The organism is Faecalibacterium prausnitzii (genome assembly GCF_003287405.1).
GTDB lineage: Bacteria > Bacillota > Clostridia > Oscillospirales > Ruminococcaceae > Faecalibacterium > Faecalibacterium intestinale.
Map to the genome: position 1 here is coordinate 24,971 of NZ_PRLD01000007.1, position 14,625 is coordinate 39,595.

The 14,625-nt window shown below is 46.9% G+C and carries 22 protein-coding genes and 1 pseudogene; 3 read left to right on the plus strand and 20 right to left on the minus strand.

Annotated features, from left to right (window positions below):
* Window positions 1–68: 68 nt before the first annotated feature.
* The 9 genes and pseudogenes from C4N24_RS08175 to C4N24_RS08215 all read right to left on the minus strand — a co-directional run bounded on the left by C4N24_RS08175 (window position 69) and on the right by C4N24_RS08215 (window position 5,504).
* The gene (locus tag C4N24_RS08175) at window positions 69–773 is read right to left on the minus strand and encodes a zf-HC2 domain-containing protein (RefSeq protein WP_006573567.1); all 705 of its coding nucleotides are present in this window, start codon (window positions 771–773) and stop codon (window positions 69–71) included.
* Window positions 766–1,278: an RNA polymerase sigma factor gene (locus C4N24_RS08180; RefSeq protein WP_003533443.1), complete on the minus strand. Its 513-nt coding sequence runs from the start codon at window positions 1,276–1,278 to the stop codon at window positions 766–768. The genes C4N24_RS08175 and C4N24_RS08180 overlap by 8 nt, the downstream gene beginning before the upstream one ends.
* Window positions 1,279–1,457: 179 nt before the next feature.
* Window positions 1,458–1,664 (minus strand): Maff2 family mobile element protein, encoded by a 207-nt coding sequence (locus C4N24_RS15650; RefSeq protein ID WP_242983219.1) that lies wholly within the window; start codon window positions 1,662–1,664, stop codon window positions 1,458–1,460.
* 138 nt (window positions 1,665–1,802) lie between these two features.
* A pseudogene (locus C4N24_RS08190) lies at window positions 1,803–2,630 on the minus strand (VirD4-like conjugal transfer protein, CD1115 family); the annotation flags it as partial.
* Between the two features lie 86 nt (window positions 2,631–2,716).
* Window positions 2,717–3,082, minus strand: coding sequence for a hypothetical protein (locus C4N24_RS08195; protein WP_097784680.1), 366 nt, complete (start codon window positions 3,080–3,082; stop codon window positions 2,717–2,719).
* Between the two features lie 77 nt (window positions 3,083–3,159).
* Window positions 3,160–3,333 (minus strand): transposon-encoded TnpW family protein, encoded by a 174-nt coding sequence (locus C4N24_RS08200; protein WP_431733127.1) that lies wholly within the window; start codon window positions 3,331–3,333, stop codon window positions 3,160–3,162.
* A 64-nt stretch (window positions 3,334–3,397) separates the two neighbouring features.
* Complete coding sequence (locus C4N24_RS08205) at window positions 3,398–4,261, minus strand: ATP-binding protein (RefSeq protein WP_112091011.1); 864 nt, start codon at window positions 4,259–4,261, stop codon at window positions 3,398–3,400.
* On the minus strand, window positions 4,258–4,992 hold the full coding sequence (locus C4N24_RS08210) for a phage replisome organizer N-terminal domain-containing protein (RefSeq protein WP_112091012.1): 735 nt from the start codon (window positions 4,990–4,992) through the stop codon (window positions 4,258–4,260). The genes C4N24_RS08205 and C4N24_RS08210 overlap by 4 nt, the downstream gene beginning before the upstream one ends.
* 113 nt (window positions 4,993–5,105) lie before the next feature.
* Window positions 5,106–5,504 (minus strand): cysteine-rich VLP domain-containing protein, encoded by a 399-nt coding sequence (locus C4N24_RS08215; protein WP_055153539.1) that lies wholly within the window; start codon window positions 5,502–5,504, stop codon window positions 5,106–5,108.
* Between the two features lie 126 nt (window positions 5,505–5,630).
* Here C4N24_RS08215 and C4N24_RS08220 point away from each other — a divergent pair, with 126 nt between their 5' ends.
* Window positions 5,631–5,909 carry a type II toxin-antitoxin system RelB/DinJ family antitoxin gene (locus tag C4N24_RS08220; protein WP_005924829.1) on the plus strand — a complete coding sequence of 93 codons (279 nt, stop codon included), beginning with the start codon at window positions 5,631–5,633 and terminating at the stop codon, window positions 5,907–5,909.
* The gene (locus C4N24_RS08225) at window positions 5,906–6,196 is read left to right on the plus strand and encodes a type II toxin-antitoxin system YafQ family toxin (RefSeq protein ID WP_002596328.1); all 291 of its coding nucleotides are present in this window, start codon (window positions 5,906–5,908) and stop codon (window positions 6,194–6,196) included. Before C4N24_RS08220 ends, C4N24_RS08225 begins: the two co-directional genes overlap by 4 nt.
* A 107-nt stretch (window positions 6,197–6,303) precedes the next feature.
* Here C4N24_RS08225 and mobQ read toward each other — a convergent pair whose 3' ends face one another.
* The 10 genes from mobQ to C4N24_RS08275 form a co-directional block, all read right to left on the minus strand.
* The gene (mobQ, locus tag C4N24_RS08230; RefSeq protein ID WP_112091013.1) at window positions 6,304–7,749 is read right to left on the minus strand and encodes a MobQ family relaxase; all 1,446 of its coding nucleotides are present in this window, start codon (window positions 7,747–7,749) and stop codon (window positions 6,304–6,306) included.
* A 186-nt stretch (window positions 7,750–7,935) separates the two neighbouring features.
* Entirely contained in the window at window positions 7,936–8,226 is a 291-nt protein-coding gene (locus C4N24_RS08235; RefSeq protein ID WP_112091014.1) for a DUF3847 domain-containing protein, read from the minus strand.
* A 28-nt stretch (window positions 8,227–8,254) separates the two neighbouring features.
* Window positions 8,255–8,716 carry an RNA polymerase sigma factor gene (locus C4N24_RS08240; protein WP_009296689.1) on the minus strand — a complete coding sequence of 154 codons (462 nt, stop codon included), beginning with the start codon at window positions 8,714–8,716 and terminating at the stop codon, window positions 8,255–8,257.
* Between the two features lie 10 nt (window positions 8,717–8,726).
* Window positions 8,727–9,179 carry an RNA polymerase subunit sigma-24 gene (locus tag C4N24_RS08245; RefSeq protein WP_112091015.1) on the minus strand — a complete coding sequence of 151 codons (453 nt, stop codon included), beginning with the start codon at window positions 9,177–9,179 and terminating at the stop codon, window positions 8,727–8,729.
* Window positions 9,180–9,282: 103 nt separating this feature from the next.
* Window positions 9,283–9,696: an RNA polymerase sigma factor gene (locus C4N24_RS08250; protein WP_112091016.1), complete on the minus strand. Its 414-nt coding sequence runs from the start codon at window positions 9,694–9,696 to the stop codon at window positions 9,283–9,285.
* Between the two features lie 527 nt (window positions 9,697–10,223).
* Window positions 10,224–10,397: a cysteine-rich KTR domain-containing protein gene (locus C4N24_RS08255; RefSeq protein ID WP_081026450.1), complete on the minus strand. Its 174-nt coding sequence runs from the start codon at window positions 10,395–10,397 to the stop codon at window positions 10,224–10,226.
* A 5-nt stretch (window positions 10,398–10,402) separates the two neighbouring features.
* Window positions 10,403–11,509, minus strand: coding sequence for a hypothetical protein (locus tag C4N24_RS08260; protein ID WP_112091017.1), 1,107 nt, complete (start codon window positions 11,507–11,509; stop codon window positions 10,403–10,405).
* Complete coding sequence (locus C4N24_RS08265; protein WP_112091018.1) at window positions 11,502–12,377, minus strand: ABC transporter ATP-binding protein; 876 nt, start codon at window positions 12,375–12,377, stop codon at window positions 11,502–11,504. The genes C4N24_RS08260 and C4N24_RS08265 overlap by 8 nt, the downstream gene beginning before the upstream one ends.
* A complete protein-coding gene (locus C4N24_RS08270; protein WP_112091019.1) occupies window positions 12,362–13,135 on the minus strand; it encodes a hypothetical protein in 774 nt (257 codons plus the stop codon). Before C4N24_RS08270 ends, C4N24_RS08265 begins: the two co-directional genes overlap by 16 nt.
* Window positions 13,132–13,680 carry an RNA polymerase sigma factor gene (locus C4N24_RS08275; protein ID WP_112091020.1) on the minus strand — a complete coding sequence of 183 codons (549 nt, stop codon included), beginning with the start codon at window positions 13,678–13,680 and terminating at the stop codon, window positions 13,132–13,134. The genes C4N24_RS08270 and C4N24_RS08275 overlap by 4 nt, the downstream gene beginning before the upstream one ends.
* Window positions 13,681–13,915: 235 nt before the next feature.
* Between C4N24_RS08275 and C4N24_RS08285 the strand changes: the two genes are divergently transcribed.
* On the plus strand, window positions 13,916–14,284 hold the full coding sequence (locus C4N24_RS08285) for a helix-turn-helix transcriptional regulator (RefSeq protein WP_112091022.1): 369 nt from the start codon (window positions 13,916–13,918) through the stop codon (window positions 14,282–14,284).
* Between the two features lie 27 nt (window positions 14,285–14,311).
* Here the strand turns inward: C4N24_RS08285 and C4N24_RS08290 are convergent, their stop codons facing one another.
* Window positions 14,312–14,611, minus strand: a complete 300-nt coding sequence (locus C4N24_RS08290; RefSeq protein ID WP_112091023.1) for a hypothetical protein — start codon at window positions 14,609–14,611, stop codon at window positions 14,312–14,314.
* Window positions 14,612–14,625 lie beyond the last annotated feature (14 nt).

The following is a 14,625-nucleotide window of genomic DNA, read 5'->3' on the forward strand; positions in this document are numbered from 1 at the left end:
TGTCAACAGCGGCGCATTTCCGCCGTTCATCTTGACCGTTGACAGGCTCGGCTGGGTTTGCTATCTGCTCACGGCAATTCACTCTCATTGATAGGAATTGCTTCAAGTTCCGTATTCAAATTGTTCCAATAAGAGCCGATATCCGCACTTGTGAAATACTTAAAACCGCCTGCTGCTGACTTCAATTCGCCGTTTTTAACTCCATAGCAGGCGTAAATCAAATCGTAGCTTGTTCCATCTGAGAGGTTAAATCTAAAGCTGGTCACAGCTGCTCCGGCAGTTTCCTCAGTTGTTTTGTCTTTTAAGGATAAGCCCTTGAACTTATCATACAGGGTCTTTATATCATTTTCAGCAACAACTACTTTCTTTTCTGCTGATGCAGGCACTTCGTCATAGTGGTACATTTCAACGCTTTCGACATCTTCAACCTCAAATGGGAAGTCGATTTTGACAGGCTCATAAGCAATGTTTATAGGTAACAGAAAGAGAGCTGCAAAAATTGCAATGATACAAAGAGCGATGGAAACGAGAACAGCAATCGTTATCTTTTTTTTGCCTCTCTGCTTTTCTTTTGCCTCATGGCGCATAATAACGCTTTCGCTTTCTTCGTGAAGAACATCTTCGTTCGTGTGAGAAAGCAATTTCTGATAAATTGCGTTACAGTCAGCACAGGCGTTCAAATGCTCTTTTACCATCTCTGCGCTTGCTTCGCTGCAAGCACCGTCAACATACAGCGGAAGAATATCTCGAACAATATCGCATTGTTTACTCATGCTTTTCATCCATCCTTTCTTGAATTTTTAGCTTTGCACGATGATAAGTAACTCTCGCCCATGATTCTGTTTTTCCAAAAATTGCAGCGATTTGTGAAAAAGATAGTTCCCCGAATACGCGAAGCTGAAAGACTTCTTTGTATGGTTCTTCCAAACGGTGAAGAACGAGGTGTATGCGGAACGCCATGTCAGAATCTGCAACTGAGTTCTCAACATTTTCATTTGATGGCAAGTCATTGATTTCACTCACATCAGCTACTCGCTGACGGCTTCGCATTTCATCATGGTAAAGATTTTTTGCTATGGAGCAGAGCCATGTCAATTCATCTGACTTACCTTTGAATTGTGATGTTGTAGAAACAGCCTTATAGAATGTGTTCTGCGTGATTTCCTCTGCTATCTCACGATTTTTGGCAAGAGAAATAGTATACGAGTATACCTGTAAATAGTAGGCTTTATAGAGCTTTTCATAGTCCATACTTGTCATCACCTCCTTCAGCTTCATAGGTTAGACGGAGAAATCGGAATTTCGTTACAAAGAAGTTTGAAATTTTTATACCTTTACGATACTCTTGCTTTCTGCGGACTATTGGTAGACGCGCATTAACGGCAAGCAAAGAGATTGCTGTGTCAGCTTGATATGTTCAAATGCTAATTAAGTATAGCATACAGCTATGAATTTTTCTATTGCGTTCCCCTGACTTCGGAATAGTGGCAGGGCTGGCTATCCTTGTTTTGCTTTGTGCTTCTCTGCCGTACATGAGCATTGGAGCCCGGGTTATCCGAGCCGTAGCCCTCCAGCAGATTGACCACACCCCATACGCCGAGACCGGCACCCAGAGCGACAACCAGAGTCTGAAGAACTTCGATAGCAGAGTTAAAGAATTCCATAGTCGTTTCTCCTTTATAAATGAAAGTTGTAGACCATCCGTACACACCTGAAGCTGCATAATGAAGCCGCAAACTGCGGCGGGAGTAGGCTTGCTGGTGTACCTCTCTGGTCAGGATAAAATAAAACCGCCTACCGGGTCAGGCAGACGGGAGCGAATCGGCATCCACCACGATGAACTCATCACCGGGGTGGATTTTTTCTTTTCGGTTCAGATATTTTTCAATATCGAAGGTGTTTTTGGGGTCATAGTCCGAGGTCAGCTTGTAGTTGGGGTGCTGGGTCAGGTCGTACTTGTCCGAAAGAAAGGGGCGCACACCTCGCAGCTGCAAAATACACTTGCCGCCGTCCAGCACCGCCAGCTCATCCCGGCTCAATAACTCGTGCCCCATCTTTTGGAACGTAGTGCCGTAACTGGGGCTATTGCCACGGGTGTCTGAGGTGTTGAATGCGTCAATGGTCTCCTTGCCTAGCATCTCCGAAAGGTCTTTCAGGGTCGTGGGTTCGGAGCCGCCGAGAAAAATTTGACTGTCCATGTTGCCCACAATGGTATCTGCGTTGTCCTTGTAGATGGCTTTCAACTGGCTTCTTGCCTGTAAAACAAGGCAGGCAGAGATTTCACGGCTGCGAATGGTCGCCACCAGCTTTTCCAGATTGGGAATCTGCCCGATGTTGGCGCACTCGTCGATCAGGCACCGCACATGGATGGGCAGCTTGCCGCCGTACACATCGTCTGCTTTATCGCACAGGAGGTTGAAAAGCTGGGTGTAGACCATGCTGATGAGGAAATTAAAGGTGGAATCCGTGTCCGACATAATGAGGAACAGCGCCGTTTTCTTATCGCCCAGCGTGTCCAGTTGCAGCTCATCGTACATAGTGAGGTCACGCAACTCTTGGATGTCGAAGGGGGCTAATCTGGCACCACAGGAAATGAGGATGGATTTTGCGGTCTTTCCAGAGACAAATTGTCAAGGACTTTTTAATCAAATTCACAAAAAATCTACAAAAAAGGTGCCAGAAGCGCTATATGGCTCCTGACACCTCGTTTGATAGATTACATTTTTCTGTTCAGCAGGTCTTTGCAGAGATACGCATAGTCTGGCAGCTGGTTGATATATGGCTCCCAGCGCCGCTTGATTTCGGCCAATTCCAGCGGATCGGCTGCTTCCAGCGCGTGATCGTTGCCCGTCATATACAAAACATCCGTAGCAACATCATCCAAACACCTGCTGCAAAGATCGGCGGCTGATTCGATTCTGATACCGGTATCCACATAGACTGGATTGACGCCAATCGTCAGCCAGACATAGCCTACCTTGTCCGACCAGAGCAGTTCAAAATCAGGGCTTTGCCGCAGATGTTCCGCAAAGACCTCCTTTACTCGTTCAATTTCATGCTTCTCTTTTTCTGTGTAAAGCATTTTCGTGTCCTCCTTGACAAAAATTTTGGTGCGTACCATCATCAGTTTAGCACAAGGCGGCTTCGTTTATCAGTCTGTCACATTTGCTGAATTTCATTTTTGAGCATACGCTTGATTTTATCGCTCATGGTTTCTGTGCTGGTATTGCTGAAATGGACATGAACCTTGTAGGTTGTCTTTCCGATTTTCTTTACCATCGTCGGCGTGTTTTCCGGCGCTCTGGACGCAGTAGCGGCGTCTGCCACCTGCATAGTACGGGGTTCTTTGTTCATGGCGCTCCTTTCTCCGAACGGGTCTGTGCCGCCCGGTAAAAAATCAGTCGTGCTTACTGTTTACAATGTCTTTTGCTGCCTGTCGGGTAGCACCGGCATTTTCTTCCCGGAAATTCTTCCCGTCAAAGAGAATCGGCGCACACCGTTCCAGAATACGGTCATAGATACGAGCGTGGGCCAGGTCAGGCGGGTTTTTGAGTTCGGCCAGCTTCAGGTTGGTGGTGATGATCATGGGCCTGCGGCTGCGGTAGCGGCTGTCAATGACGAAAAACATCTGCTCCATAGCATATTCGGTACTGCGCTCTACTCCCAGATCGTCAATGATAAGCAGGTCATACTCGTCAAAGCTGGCAATAAACTCCGACCTGTCCTCGGAAAACATCCCGGTCAGGCGGTTCAGAATGGTGGGAAAGTTCGTCATCAGCACCGGCACATCCTGGTCAAGCAAAGCATTTGCAATACATCCGGCGAAAAAAGACTTGCCGGTTCCCACATCTCCAAACAGCAAAAGCCCGATATTGCTCTTATATGCCTCTTTCCAGTTCTCCACATAGGCGCGGGCCTTGTCCATCAATGGGTTTTTGCCGTTGTCGTTGGCAAAGGTGTAGTCATACAGATAACGGTCTTGCAAGCCCTGTGCCTTTCGGCGTTTGATACGCTCCATGCGGCGCTGCCGTTCTTCAGCAGCCTTGCGCTGCTCCTCAGCCTCCCGCTGGCACTGGCAGATGCAGCGCGGCATAAAGTAGCCGGATTTCCCGAAGCATGGCACAACGGTCTGCCTCTGGCCGCCGCATTTCTTACAGTGAATGAGCCCGTCTGCCGGGTCTATGTACTCGTCCCCGGCCAGTTCCATACCGACGGCTGCCTTGTCGATCAGCGCCCGGATTTCTGCGGTAATCTCCATCATACGGTTTCATCCTCCTTTACGCTGTAATCACGGTTGCGGGTGGGCGGGGCCGCCTTTTTCGCGTCCTCACCGGCCCAGCGCCGGATGGTGGCGGCATGGCTCTGATACCGCTTACCGGTAGAGGCCATGTATTCGGACAGCTTTTCGATGTACTGGCCCCATACAGTGGGAAAACTGGCCTGCAAGTCTGCCAGTTCCTCGTCCGTCAGGAAAACATTCTGGTAACGGCCATAGGCGCGGGCGGAGCATCCCTTCTCTATCTCTCTCTTTATCTCTATCTCTTTCTCTAACTCTATCTCTATCTCTGGTGGACGAATGTCGGACAAATGTCCGCCGTTTGTCCGGGGCGCAGAAAGAGCCTTGTTTTGGAGCCTCGCAGCCCGCTTTCGCTCAGCCTCGGTGGAGGACTGGCCGATTAAAAGTTCGATGTTGCTCATGTAGAATGTGCCGCTGTCCAGCACTTCCACAAGGCCCAGCTTCAAAAAGATCTGCAAGGCTCTCTCCACAGTGCCGATCTGCTGGCGGGTGATGGTGGCGATCATCTGCGCCGTGTAGGGGATGTCCTCGTCAAGCTGGAGCCGCCCGCCATGTTTCAGCGATTTCAGATACAGCTTGAGCAGAATGTTGGAATACAGCACACCGTCCTGCATACTTTCCAGCAGCACGATGGAATCATCGTCAAAATAGTTTTCTTTGAGTTTCAGGTAATAATATTTTCGGTTGTCTGACATAGGGTTCCTCCTTGGGGTTTCTCTTGGGATTCTGTACGCATTTTAAGGCTATTTTAGGGGGCAGAGGATAAATCTATCAGACTGCCTTTGACACCCCCGAAAAAAGCCTTGATTTACAAGGGTTTTTCAGCCCCTAAAGCGTGACATTTCTCCCGTTGTTTCCGCTTGCGCTTTGCGGCGTTGATCCGCTTCATGCGTGCGGCACATTCCGGGCAGTATTTGGCTCGGTTGGAACCGGGGGTAAACAGCGCCCCGCATACGGAGCATTTCTTCGCATTCAGCCGGTGGAACAGTGCCGTTTCCAGTTCCTTATCCTGCGGCAATACCGCCGCCCGAAACCACCTGCACAACAGGGAGTAGGAAATAGACTGGACACAGACACATTCTTCCCCATCGTCCAGGGCGATACAGTTTCCGTCGATGTAGTTACAGCACTCATGCACCAGCCTCCGCACTCTGCGGTACTGGCGGTAATCCATGACGGGGATAGGTTCAGACTTATTGTTCTTCATAAATGATTTCTTTCATAAAGCCGGCAACCTCCTCAAATGAATTTATTATTAAATATTCGTGCAAAGTATTGTTTTCTTCGTGCAAATGGCATATACTATAATTGCCAGCAGAAAGGGGTTGATCGTATGGCTGGAAATACCACAAACATCAGTATCCGCATGGACGCAGATTTGAAAGCGCAGGCGGACGCACTGTTTACTGAACTTGGCATGAACCTGACTACGGCGTTTAACATCTTTGTGCGCCAGTCGCTTCGTGAAGGCGGCATTCCCTTTGAAGTAAGGCTGGAACAGCCGAACAAAGAAACGGTTGCTGCCATGCTGGAAGCGGAAAGGATTGCAAAAGACCCGTCTGTAAAGGGCTACAATGACCTTGACGAGTTGTTTGCTGACCTGAAAAGATGAAAGAAACCAAATATACCGTCAAGTACACGACCAGTTTCAAAAAAGACTACAAACGAGCCATCAAGCGTGGCTTGAAGATCGAGCTGCTGGAGCAGGTCGTAGCGTTGCTGGCGATGGGCGAACCGCTGCCGGATAAGAACCGTGACCATGACCTGTCCGGCGATTGGGCAGGCCATCGGGAATGTCATATTCTCCCGGACTGGCTGCTTGTCTACCGCATAGAAGATGATGTTCTGGTGCTGACGCTGGCCCGCACCGGCACACACAGCGACTTGTTCGGCAAATAAACCGACTGCCGCCGTATGGGGAAACCTGTACGGCGGTTTTTCTGTGTGCAAAAGGGTGTCGTGAAACGCGACGCACCTAAAAGGAGTACGCCAAAACGCGGTAGCCCTTACCGCTCCGGTTCCCGGTCGTGAGGTTTGTCCAGTTCCTGTCGGGACAACTGCTCGGCGGTTTTGCGGAGCCGTTCCACTGCTTTCAAATCCTCCCGCATGGCTTTCATGGCAAGCGTGTCCGTCTGCTTTCCAGCGGCCAGCTGGTCAATTTCCAGCTGCCATGCCTTTGGGGTGATTGCCTCGCCGCTGTCTTTCAGTTCTTTCAGATACCGGGCCGCTGCGTCATACAGAATCAGTTCCCGGCTGTGGCGCTGTTCAAACTGTTCCCGTTTTTCCGGCTTTACTTTGGCAAACTGCTTGTGGATGGACTTGTACTGGTTGTACTGTTTCCACATCTCCCCGCGCTCGGTAAGGGTAGTGATCCGGCGCTCGGCCTTGACGATCTTTCCCCGCAGGTCATAGTAACGGCTGTTCATATCAGCGATTTTTTCATGAAGCTGCTGCATAGACTGGATGCCGTTTGCCTGTAAAAAGCTGAATAGTGCAGCGCTTTCCTGCAAAGCCCGGATTTTGCCGGTGCGGGTGCGGGGAGCGTTCAACTGCTGCTGGGCTTCCCACAAGGCGGTCAAGCTGCTTTGCTGCGTTTGTGGTTTTTCCGCTTCGTCTTTCGACCAGAGATAAAGACGGGTAATGCGGGCTTTGATTTCTTTCAGCAGCTTGTTGTCGGCGGCGATCTGCCGGTTTACTTCACCCTTGTCGGTGCGGATGCCGCGCTTTTCCATTTGGCTGGCGGCTGGCCCCAGATGGACAGAGGGAATCTTATCAATGCCCTGCCGCTTGTAGCTGCGGTGGTCTACCAGGGCGGGATGACCGGCGGCCTCCAATGCCCGGTTGGTGCAGGCCGCCCATGCCGCCCGCCAAATCTCCACATTTCCTTTGTCGTTCCAGTCGGTGGTGTCCTCCCGGTGGTTCTTCCAGCCGCCTTTCCCGTCCGGGATACGCTGGCCGTTTTCGTCCAGGTCGTATGCCTTGCGGCACTTTGCGCCCCACTGTCCATTTTCTTTCAGAGGCCGGAGCGTCAGCATGATATGGACATGAGGGTTGCCGGTTCCCTTGTCATGGATAGCAAAGTCGGCGCACATTCCTTTGTCTACAAAGTTGTCCTTCACATAGGCACGCACAAGGGCAAGCTGCTCTTCGCCGGACAGTTCACGGGGCAGGGCTGCTTCAATCTCGCGGGCAAGCTGGCTGTCCCTTGCTTTCTCGATTTGCTCCACGCTGTTCCAGAGGATAGATCGGTCTGCAAATTCCGGCGGCGCGTGGGCAGGCAGCATGATCTCCGCATGAACAATGCCGCCTTTCCGGGTGTAGTCGTGGGTCATGCCGTCCCATTCATTTGTCAGCTTGGTTCCGCTGCGGTAAGCAGCTGCGGCAACAGCAGAACGGCCTGCGCTGCGCTTGATAATACTGACGGGGATATGACAGAAATCTATGGGTGGCACCTCCTTTCGGCGGGGATATTTCAGGCTCCGTGGAGCCGAACAAACGCGAAGCGGGTGTTTGGCTGCGCGGGGCGCACAAGGGGTTTGGGGAGTGTAGCGCCCCATCGCGGACGAAGTACGCAATGCCCCCGGCAGGGCGCACAGCACCGGCAACGGTGTATAAGTGCGCCCTTGTAAACAAGGGACTTATGGCGTGTCCCCGGATTTTGGCAGGTTTGCAGTCAATTCCGCAGCCCCCGGAAGATGGGACAGGGTAATCAGAAATGCTTTGACCTCTGCGCCGGAAAGGTCAGGAGCCAACGGGAAAATCCCCTCCAAAACGGCTCCGCGCTCAATCAGGCGGCGGGTGCGAACCCTGCGTTCTTCGTTCCACTGCTTGTTCTCCAAAATCTTCTTTCGGTTTTCAAGCTGCCGAATCTCCTTCAGGACTTTCTCCCGTTCTTCTTTTTGATGGTGGGCTGTAATTTTTTCGTTCATGTCAGGCACCTCTTTTCTTTGGAAATACTCATAGATTGACCGTCCATTTCTGTCGAGCAAAGTACCGGCGCAGCCTCCGCAGTGCGGCATGGATGGATTTTCCCGCCTGTGATGGCGTGATACCCTCCATTGCGGCAATATCTTTCACTTTCATACCCAGCATATAGCGGGCATGGACACGGCGAGCCTGCATAGGCGGCAGGGAAGAAATGGCTTCGTACAATCGCCGTATCAATTCTTCGTATTCGGCTAATTCTTCTTTTTCTATCAGGTAGTCCTCCGGCGATGGCTGCGCCCAGCCGATGGCGGCATTTTCGATTCCATCGTTACAATCGAGGGAATAAAACGCCTTATACCGGAACATCTTGCGATCTCTGGCGGCCTCGGCTCTCTTGTCCAGAAGAAACGCTTCGACGATCTCATCGGACACCTCCACAAAAATGTCCTCTTTGCAAAATGGATAATATTGTTTGAGATTGATGGTCTGCATAGGCACGCCCTCACTCTGTTTGAAAAAGGTCATCATAGCAGCGGCGCATATTCCGCAGCCCCCGGCGGATGGCAACGCTGACCTTGCTGCTGTGGACGCCCTCTCTCCGGGAGATTTCCGGCTGCTTGATACCGGCAATGTAGTAGGCGTGAACACGGCGGGCCTGTGTCGGAGTGGCATGAGCCAGAGCCACCGGCAGAGCTGCAATCAGGTGCAGGCGGGTGGTCATTTCTTCTCGTTCCAGCAAAATATCTTCCGGCGATCTGCTGTGTTCCAGCGCGTAATTTTCCAGCCAGCTGTATGCGTCCAGAGAGTAGTAGGCGCGGTGGTAGACTTTCCGACGCTCATAGTTCTCCATCTCCCGCTTGGCCTGATACATCGCTGCCCATACCTCGTCCGTAACATCCACAAACTCGTCATGCCGGTAGTGGGGATACATCCACCGCAGATTGATTGTTTTCATAGGCTTACCTCCTGAAAATCGGAGAGGATGACAGCTCGTCCGCTGTCCGCCCCTCGCTGAGATAAGGGAAATGATCCCTTTCACTTGGTAGCCAGAAAACAGGTCATTCGTTAAGCCTGTTCTCAAAGAAATTTATAAATTTTTTTCTGACCGCCTCCACACTTTGATACACAGCCACTTTGGAGCAGCCGCACAGCACACCAATCTCTGCAAGGCTCAGTCCCTCAAGCGCATAGAGCAGGAACCGGCGGCGCTGGGCCTCAGTACAGGTGTCCAGAACAGCCATCAGCTCATGCAGCGTTTCCATGTGGCAAAGATATTCTTCCGGCGTTTCTCCGTAGGCTCCTACGCCTTCGGTGGTAATGATGTACTCGTCAAACTCCCGGCCATCCCAATGCCGCCGCTGTTCATGGAACAGGTTCTCCGTTTTGTGATCGGCCCGGTCAAGAAATTCATAGACTTCCAGCGTGACCTCCACGGCCACAGCTTGTCCGTTATAATTGATGGTAACTTCCATCTGCCTTTCCTCCATTCAGATTTTTTCGGGAAAATCTGAATGGGGCGGCGGAGAACGGCACCGGGGATAAAGTTCGGGCCATGCTGGCCCGATGTTACGGCTCCACAGGGACAAAAAAGCGCCCGGACGGCATAAAGCCATACGAGCGTAATAGAGTATATTTTGCTGTTTAGTTACATGGTATAGTGCATACTTCTGACCGCATTGCTCCGCTGCTGGGAACAGGCTTTTTTTAGCTGGTGCAGGTCATGGGGACTGTGAAAAAAGGCAAAAATAGACACGGCGGCAATCCTCCTATGTGCCGCCGTGGATTTACACGGTGTTAGGTCGTCGTTGGTTTAGGGTAGACGAAAAGAAACGGCGGCTCTGATTTCTCAAAACCGCCGCCAGGGTATCTAGAGTAAGCGCACAAAATCAACCTGCCCAGCTACGGTTTTTTTCTTTCCCCATTAGGCGGGGCAGGTTTAAAAGAATATGAAAAGCCGATAACAGCAGTCATGTTAGCCTGCGTGTTATCGGCTCTGCGTCTATGCGTCTGGCTCTCTAATAACGGATATATTCAGTTGCTTTACATGAATGAGCGTTTCCTGTTTACATTTTGGACAGAACAAGGGGAAATTCCTTAATTCCGTGTCAATTCGTATTTTTATTCGGGTTTTATTATGGCATATAGGACAACTAACCCAACTTGTCTCTTTCATCAAAATTACCCCGTAACTTGATGTTTCTTTGATATATTTTTTGTTAGTCTATAAAATACGAATATCAATCCAACATTAAGGATGATCATAAAGACCGGCTGGCTCATACCGAAATATGTTTTCATATCAGAAAATATACCGTTTGCATGAAGCATAAAAATCGGGCAAATTTCCTGCATTTTTTGTAAAACAGGAAGGCTATCATTAAAATCAAACACAACTGGCAAGAAGCAGATGACGCAAGAAGTAATAAGCGCTGTAACAGGAGAACTCATTTGAGCACTTAAAAACAATGTAATAGTTGTCAAGGCTACAATCCCCAAAATATTCAATATTACAGAGATAAAGAACATTTGCAAAAAGGTCAAATTATATATTGAAGAAGCATAATGTAATGAAGATTGAATGCTTACATTCCACCCCTGTAACCCATAGGTACAGCCATACAGAACTAAATTTAGCAGTAAATACAAGAGGTATGTGCCAATTACAACTTCCAAGGCCGCTATAATTTTTGAAGTTGTGAGTTTGGTTCGGCCATACCGAGCCGAATAAATAATGCTATCTGTATGAAGTGCATACTCTTCTGAGAAAACAGGAGATAGAGTGATTACAACAATTAAACATATCATTATGGACAAGATGCTCCCCATTCCAGATAATAGCTTATCCCAGCCATCGCAATATCCTAAAGTCACAGTTGGACTATTTGGATATGCTGTTTCGAGTGACTTAAAACTACCATCAGAATTTGTCAAATATTCCAGAATCGCCGCTTGGTCACGATAAACATGAACAGCAGAAAAAGCAGAATTTTCATCTTGTCCAACAGTTGCTTGTTTTGCTTGGTCGATTTTTTCTTGCATAGTAAGTAATGTATTTTGAGAGAGTTTTCCTTCAAATATTTCTGCTACTTCCTTCCGTTGTTCAATGGCTGTAAAACCGCTTGCTAATGCCATTTTTTCAAGGTCATAATCATAGAAAACATTTTGATAATTAAATTGAAAAAAGAAAAAATAGGCAACGATAAGAACCACACCAGCTAAAAACAACATTCGTGTTTGCTTTCTCGAACATATTTTATTTCGTTCTGCTTTTATCATTTCATTCATGCTCGGATACCTCCGCAAAATAGTATAAATACAAATCTTCCAATGTTGGATCAACATTCCAAGCGGTTCTGCATGGTGCTTCTTGAGAAATAATCCTCAGCCGTTCTGCACCATTATTATGTTTCAGATTTGCTGTTACATAGTTCAATTCTAATTCTTCGGCCTCTTTTCGAGATACATCACATTCCCAAACACATTTTTCAATCGGCTTCAAAATTTCTTCTGGAGAACCATGTTGAATTAACTCGCCATTTTTCATAATCAGAATCTCATTTGCGATATATTCAACATCAGAAACAATGTGAGTGGACAAAATTACAATTTTATTTTCTGCCAAAGAACTAATCAGATTCCTAAACCGCACCCGCTCTTTCGGGTCAAGTCCAGCTGTAGGTTCATCCAAAATCAAAATACGGGGATCGTTTAGTAATGCTTGAGCAATTCCCAAGCGTTGTTTCATACCGCCGGAAAAAGTTTTGATTTTTTCGTTTTTCTGTGTGAGCAGATCAACAACCTGCAACAGCTCCATTGTGCGATTATGGGCTTTTTTAGGCGGCAGCCCCTTTATTGCAGAGATATACATCAAAAATTTATACGCTGTAAAGTTAGGATAATAGCCAAAATTTTGTGGCAGGTAGCCTAAGATATTACGATATTTCTCGCCCAAATCATGAATGTTTTTCCCGTTAAAAAAAATTGCTCCTTTCGTTTCAGTTTGGACATCGCAAATCATTCGCATCAAAGTTGTCTTGCCCGCACCATTTGCCCCGAGTAGACCATAAACACCATTTGTTAATTTTGCGCTGAAATGATTTACAGCTTTTTTTCTTCCATATTCTTTTGAAAGATCATTTATTGTAAGTTCCATATCAATTCTCCAATCATTTTTTCTTTTTTCAAGTACAGTTGAAGTGTTTTCCCTAATAGGATAATGGATAACACATAAAATCCAATCCATCCCCAGAACATAGACGCTTCAAAAATAAATCGCTGATGAAGTACAAGAGAAAATGTTCCAGAAAGAAAAATCATACAAGCAATTAAATGATACAAGCTATCGTTTGTCCTGCTTTTCGCACATATAAAAAGATAACAAGTGCAAGAAATATTAAACGGAATCAAACCATACAACACCATTTCAATCATTGATTTCTGGTAAATATATGCCATTGAAATTAAAATGACTGTTATTAGGAAAAGGTTGATTACTCCAATAATCAGCATACGACCTGCTATAATTTTTACCAGCGTTGTTCTACTAGACTGTTCAATTTCCCACATACCATAGATGTTGCTTTTAGATATTTCTATTGCACCTAATAACGCAAGGAATGGAACCATAACTGCAAGGATTGTCAATGGATAATAAAATGGAACCCTCCATTGGCCCAGGATACATGCTAATAATACTGCACATATAGTGAGTATTATTTGAATAATCCAGAAAGAAAGCGGCAGAAATTGAAGTTGGTTCAATATAATATCTCGCATTGAATTTTTATTGAATTCAGAACTATTCATGTAACTTTTTCCAGCTACGATTACTGCTTCAATTTTAGGTTCAGATGGAGCAGGCGTTTCACAACTCTGCAACCATTCTAATACACCATTTTGTTTTTGGGTCATACATTATCGCCTCCTCTAAAATCAGCCAAATATCGTTCCAGTTTTTTAATCCCCTGTTGGAGCCTAGATTTTACAGTAGAAACACTCGCTTTTGTAATGGTTGCAATCTCTCGGATTTTCAAATCATAATAAAATCGTAAAATGATGACCTCTTTTTGATAGTCCGGTAATGTGTTGATTGCATATTGAACTTGCGCTTTAAGTTCGTTAAGCTCAATTTTTTCAAAGGCATTATCAGTATCTTCTATATCTTCAAGAGTTTCTAAATCCATATACAGGGGTTTTGCTTTCTTAGTATAATTGTTACAGGTATTAACAGCAATCGTTAGCAGGTAGTTTTGAAATTTCCCTATCTTTCGTACTGATTGAATATTCTCCAACAATTTCAAGAAAACATCTTGTGTAATATCTACGGCGGTATCTGGATCGCCGTTCAATCGCCGACAACAAAATAGATAAATTGACTGATAATATTTTCGGACAATTATCTCAAATGCATCTGTGTCACCCGACTGGATTTTTTTTATTAGTATGAAATCTTCGATACCTTGTCACCGCCTTCCATGTGTAAAACGCCTTACACTTAATATACAACTGAATAACCCAAAAGGATTTAACTTTAGAATTATTTCTTTTACTTTTTTTATTTCCATTCTATTGTAATTCCTGTTCTTGAAAAATATAAGATGTAATATATGAATTATAAACTTCAACCAACCTGCATATAGCAACATTCCACGGGCAAAGTATGAATTATACAATGTAACTGGGTGATGTTATATGGCGAAAGTTGAAGATTGTCCCGGTTTTGAAACCTTTGGTGCAGATGTCAAAGCCGCACGAGAGGCAAAGCGTCTTGCACGAAAAACATTGGCAGAAATGGTTGGGATTGAATGGCGGTATCTTGCCAACATTGAGAATCAAGGTGCGATTCCGAGCTTGCCTGTGATGATCCAGTTGATTAAGGTCTGCGGACTTCCCGTAGAGCGATATTTTAACCCGGAGATCATGCGGGAAGAAAGCGATCAGCGGCAGCGGGTCAGCCACAAGCTGAAGCTCTGTCCTGAACAATACCTGACGATTATTGAAGGTGCCATAGACGGGGCGCTCAAAATGGAACAGACTGCGAAGCAGAAGGAGGACGCATAATCGCGGCCTCCTTCTGGCGTTTCTATATCAAGTTTCCCAGCATTTTTCCAAAAGTTCCCGGCATCTCTGCTGAATTTCTCCAGTTTCTGTCACAGTTAGGTCACGGTCATTTCCAGTAATCTTATCTTCCAGAAAGTTGGCGTATGTACCCAACAAAGCGTTCCGTAAATCCTCCGGGGTTTTCTGTATTTCAGCGCTGTACCAGTCATTCCGGTGGGGTTCCCATGCCATCAATGTATAACCGTGGCTGGTCTGAACCACCTCATACAGTGGATCATCATCCAGATATGCCTGAAACACTTTCAAAATCTTTTCAAAGGTCAGCATTTCCCGCACCTCCC

Excerpts from the sequence above, each read along its gene's own strand:
- C4N24_RS08175 (WP_006573567.1), bottom strand. The coding sequence starts at position 773 with ATGAGTAAACAATGCGATATTGTTCGAGATATTCTTCCGCTGTATGTT.
- C4N24_RS08180 (WP_003533443.1), bottom strand. The coding sequence starts at position 1,278 with ATGAAGCTGAAGGAGGTGATGACAAGTATGGACTATGAAAAGCTCTAT.
- C4N24_RS15650 (WP_242983219.1), bottom strand. The coding sequence starts at position 1,664 with ATGGAATTCTTTAACTCTGCTATCGAAGTTCTTCAGACTCTGGTTGTC.
- C4N24_RS08195 (WP_097784680.1), bottom strand. The coding sequence starts at position 3,082 with ATGCTTTACACAGAAAAAGAGAAGCATGAAATTGAACGAGTAAAGGAG.
- C4N24_RS08200 (WP_431733127.1), bottom strand. The coding sequence starts at position 3,333 with ATGCAGGTGGCAGACGCCGCTACTGCGTCCAGAGCGCCGGAAAACACG.
- C4N24_RS08205 (WP_112091011.1), bottom strand. The coding sequence starts at position 4,261 with ATGATGGAGATTACCGCAGAAATCCGGGCGCTGATCGACAAGGCAGCC.
- C4N24_RS08210 (WP_112091012.1), bottom strand. The coding sequence starts at position 4,992 with ATGTCAGACAACCGAAAATATTATTACCTGAAACTCAAAGAAAACTAT.
- C4N24_RS08215 (WP_055153539.1), bottom strand. The coding sequence starts at position 5,504 with ATGAAGAACAATAAGTCTGAACCTATCCCCGTCATGGATTACCGCCAG.
- C4N24_RS08220 (WP_005924829.1), top strand. The coding sequence starts at position 5,631 with ATGGCTGGAAATACCACAAACATCAGTATCCGCATGGACGCAGATTTG.
- C4N24_RS08225 (WP_002596328.1), top strand. The coding sequence starts at position 5,906 with ATGAAAGAAACCAAATATACCGTCAAGTACACGACCAGTTTCAAAAAA.
- C4N24_RS08235 (WP_112091014.1), bottom strand. The coding sequence starts at position 8,226 with ATGAACGAAAAAATTACAGCCCACCATCAAAAAGAAGAACGGGAGAAA.
- C4N24_RS08240 (WP_009296689.1), bottom strand. The coding sequence starts at position 8,716 with ATGCAGACCATCAATCTCAAACAATATTATCCATTTTGCAAAGAGGAC.
- C4N24_RS08245 (WP_112091015.1), bottom strand. The coding sequence starts at position 9,179 with ATGAAAACAATCAATCTGCGGTGGATGTATCCCCACTACCGGCATGAC.
- C4N24_RS08250 (WP_112091016.1), bottom strand. The coding sequence starts at position 9,696 with ATGGAAGTTACCATCAATTATAACGGACAAGCTGTGGCCGTGGAGGTC.
- C4N24_RS08255 (WP_081026450.1), bottom strand. The coding sequence starts at position 10,397 with ATGAAAGAGACAAGTTGGGTTAGTTGTCCTATATGCCATAATAAAACC.
- C4N24_RS08260 (WP_112091017.1), bottom strand. The coding sequence starts at position 11,509 with ATGAATGAAATGATAAAAGCAGAACGAAATAAAATATGTTCGAGAAAG.
- C4N24_RS08265 (WP_112091018.1), bottom strand. The coding sequence starts at position 12,377 with ATGGAACTTACAATAAATGATCTTTCAAAAGAATATGGAAGAAAAAAA.
- C4N24_RS08270 (WP_112091019.1), bottom strand. The coding sequence starts at position 13,135 with ATGACCCAAAAACAAAATGGTGTATTAGAATGGTTGCAGAGTTGTGAA.
- C4N24_RS08285 (WP_112091022.1), top strand. The coding sequence starts at position 13,916 with ATGGCGAAAGTTGAAGATTGTCCCGGTTTTGAAACCTTTGGTGCAGAT.
- C4N24_RS08290 (WP_112091023.1), bottom strand. The coding sequence starts at position 14,611 with ATGCTGACCTTTGAAAAGATTTTGAAAGTGTTTCAGGCATATCTGGAT.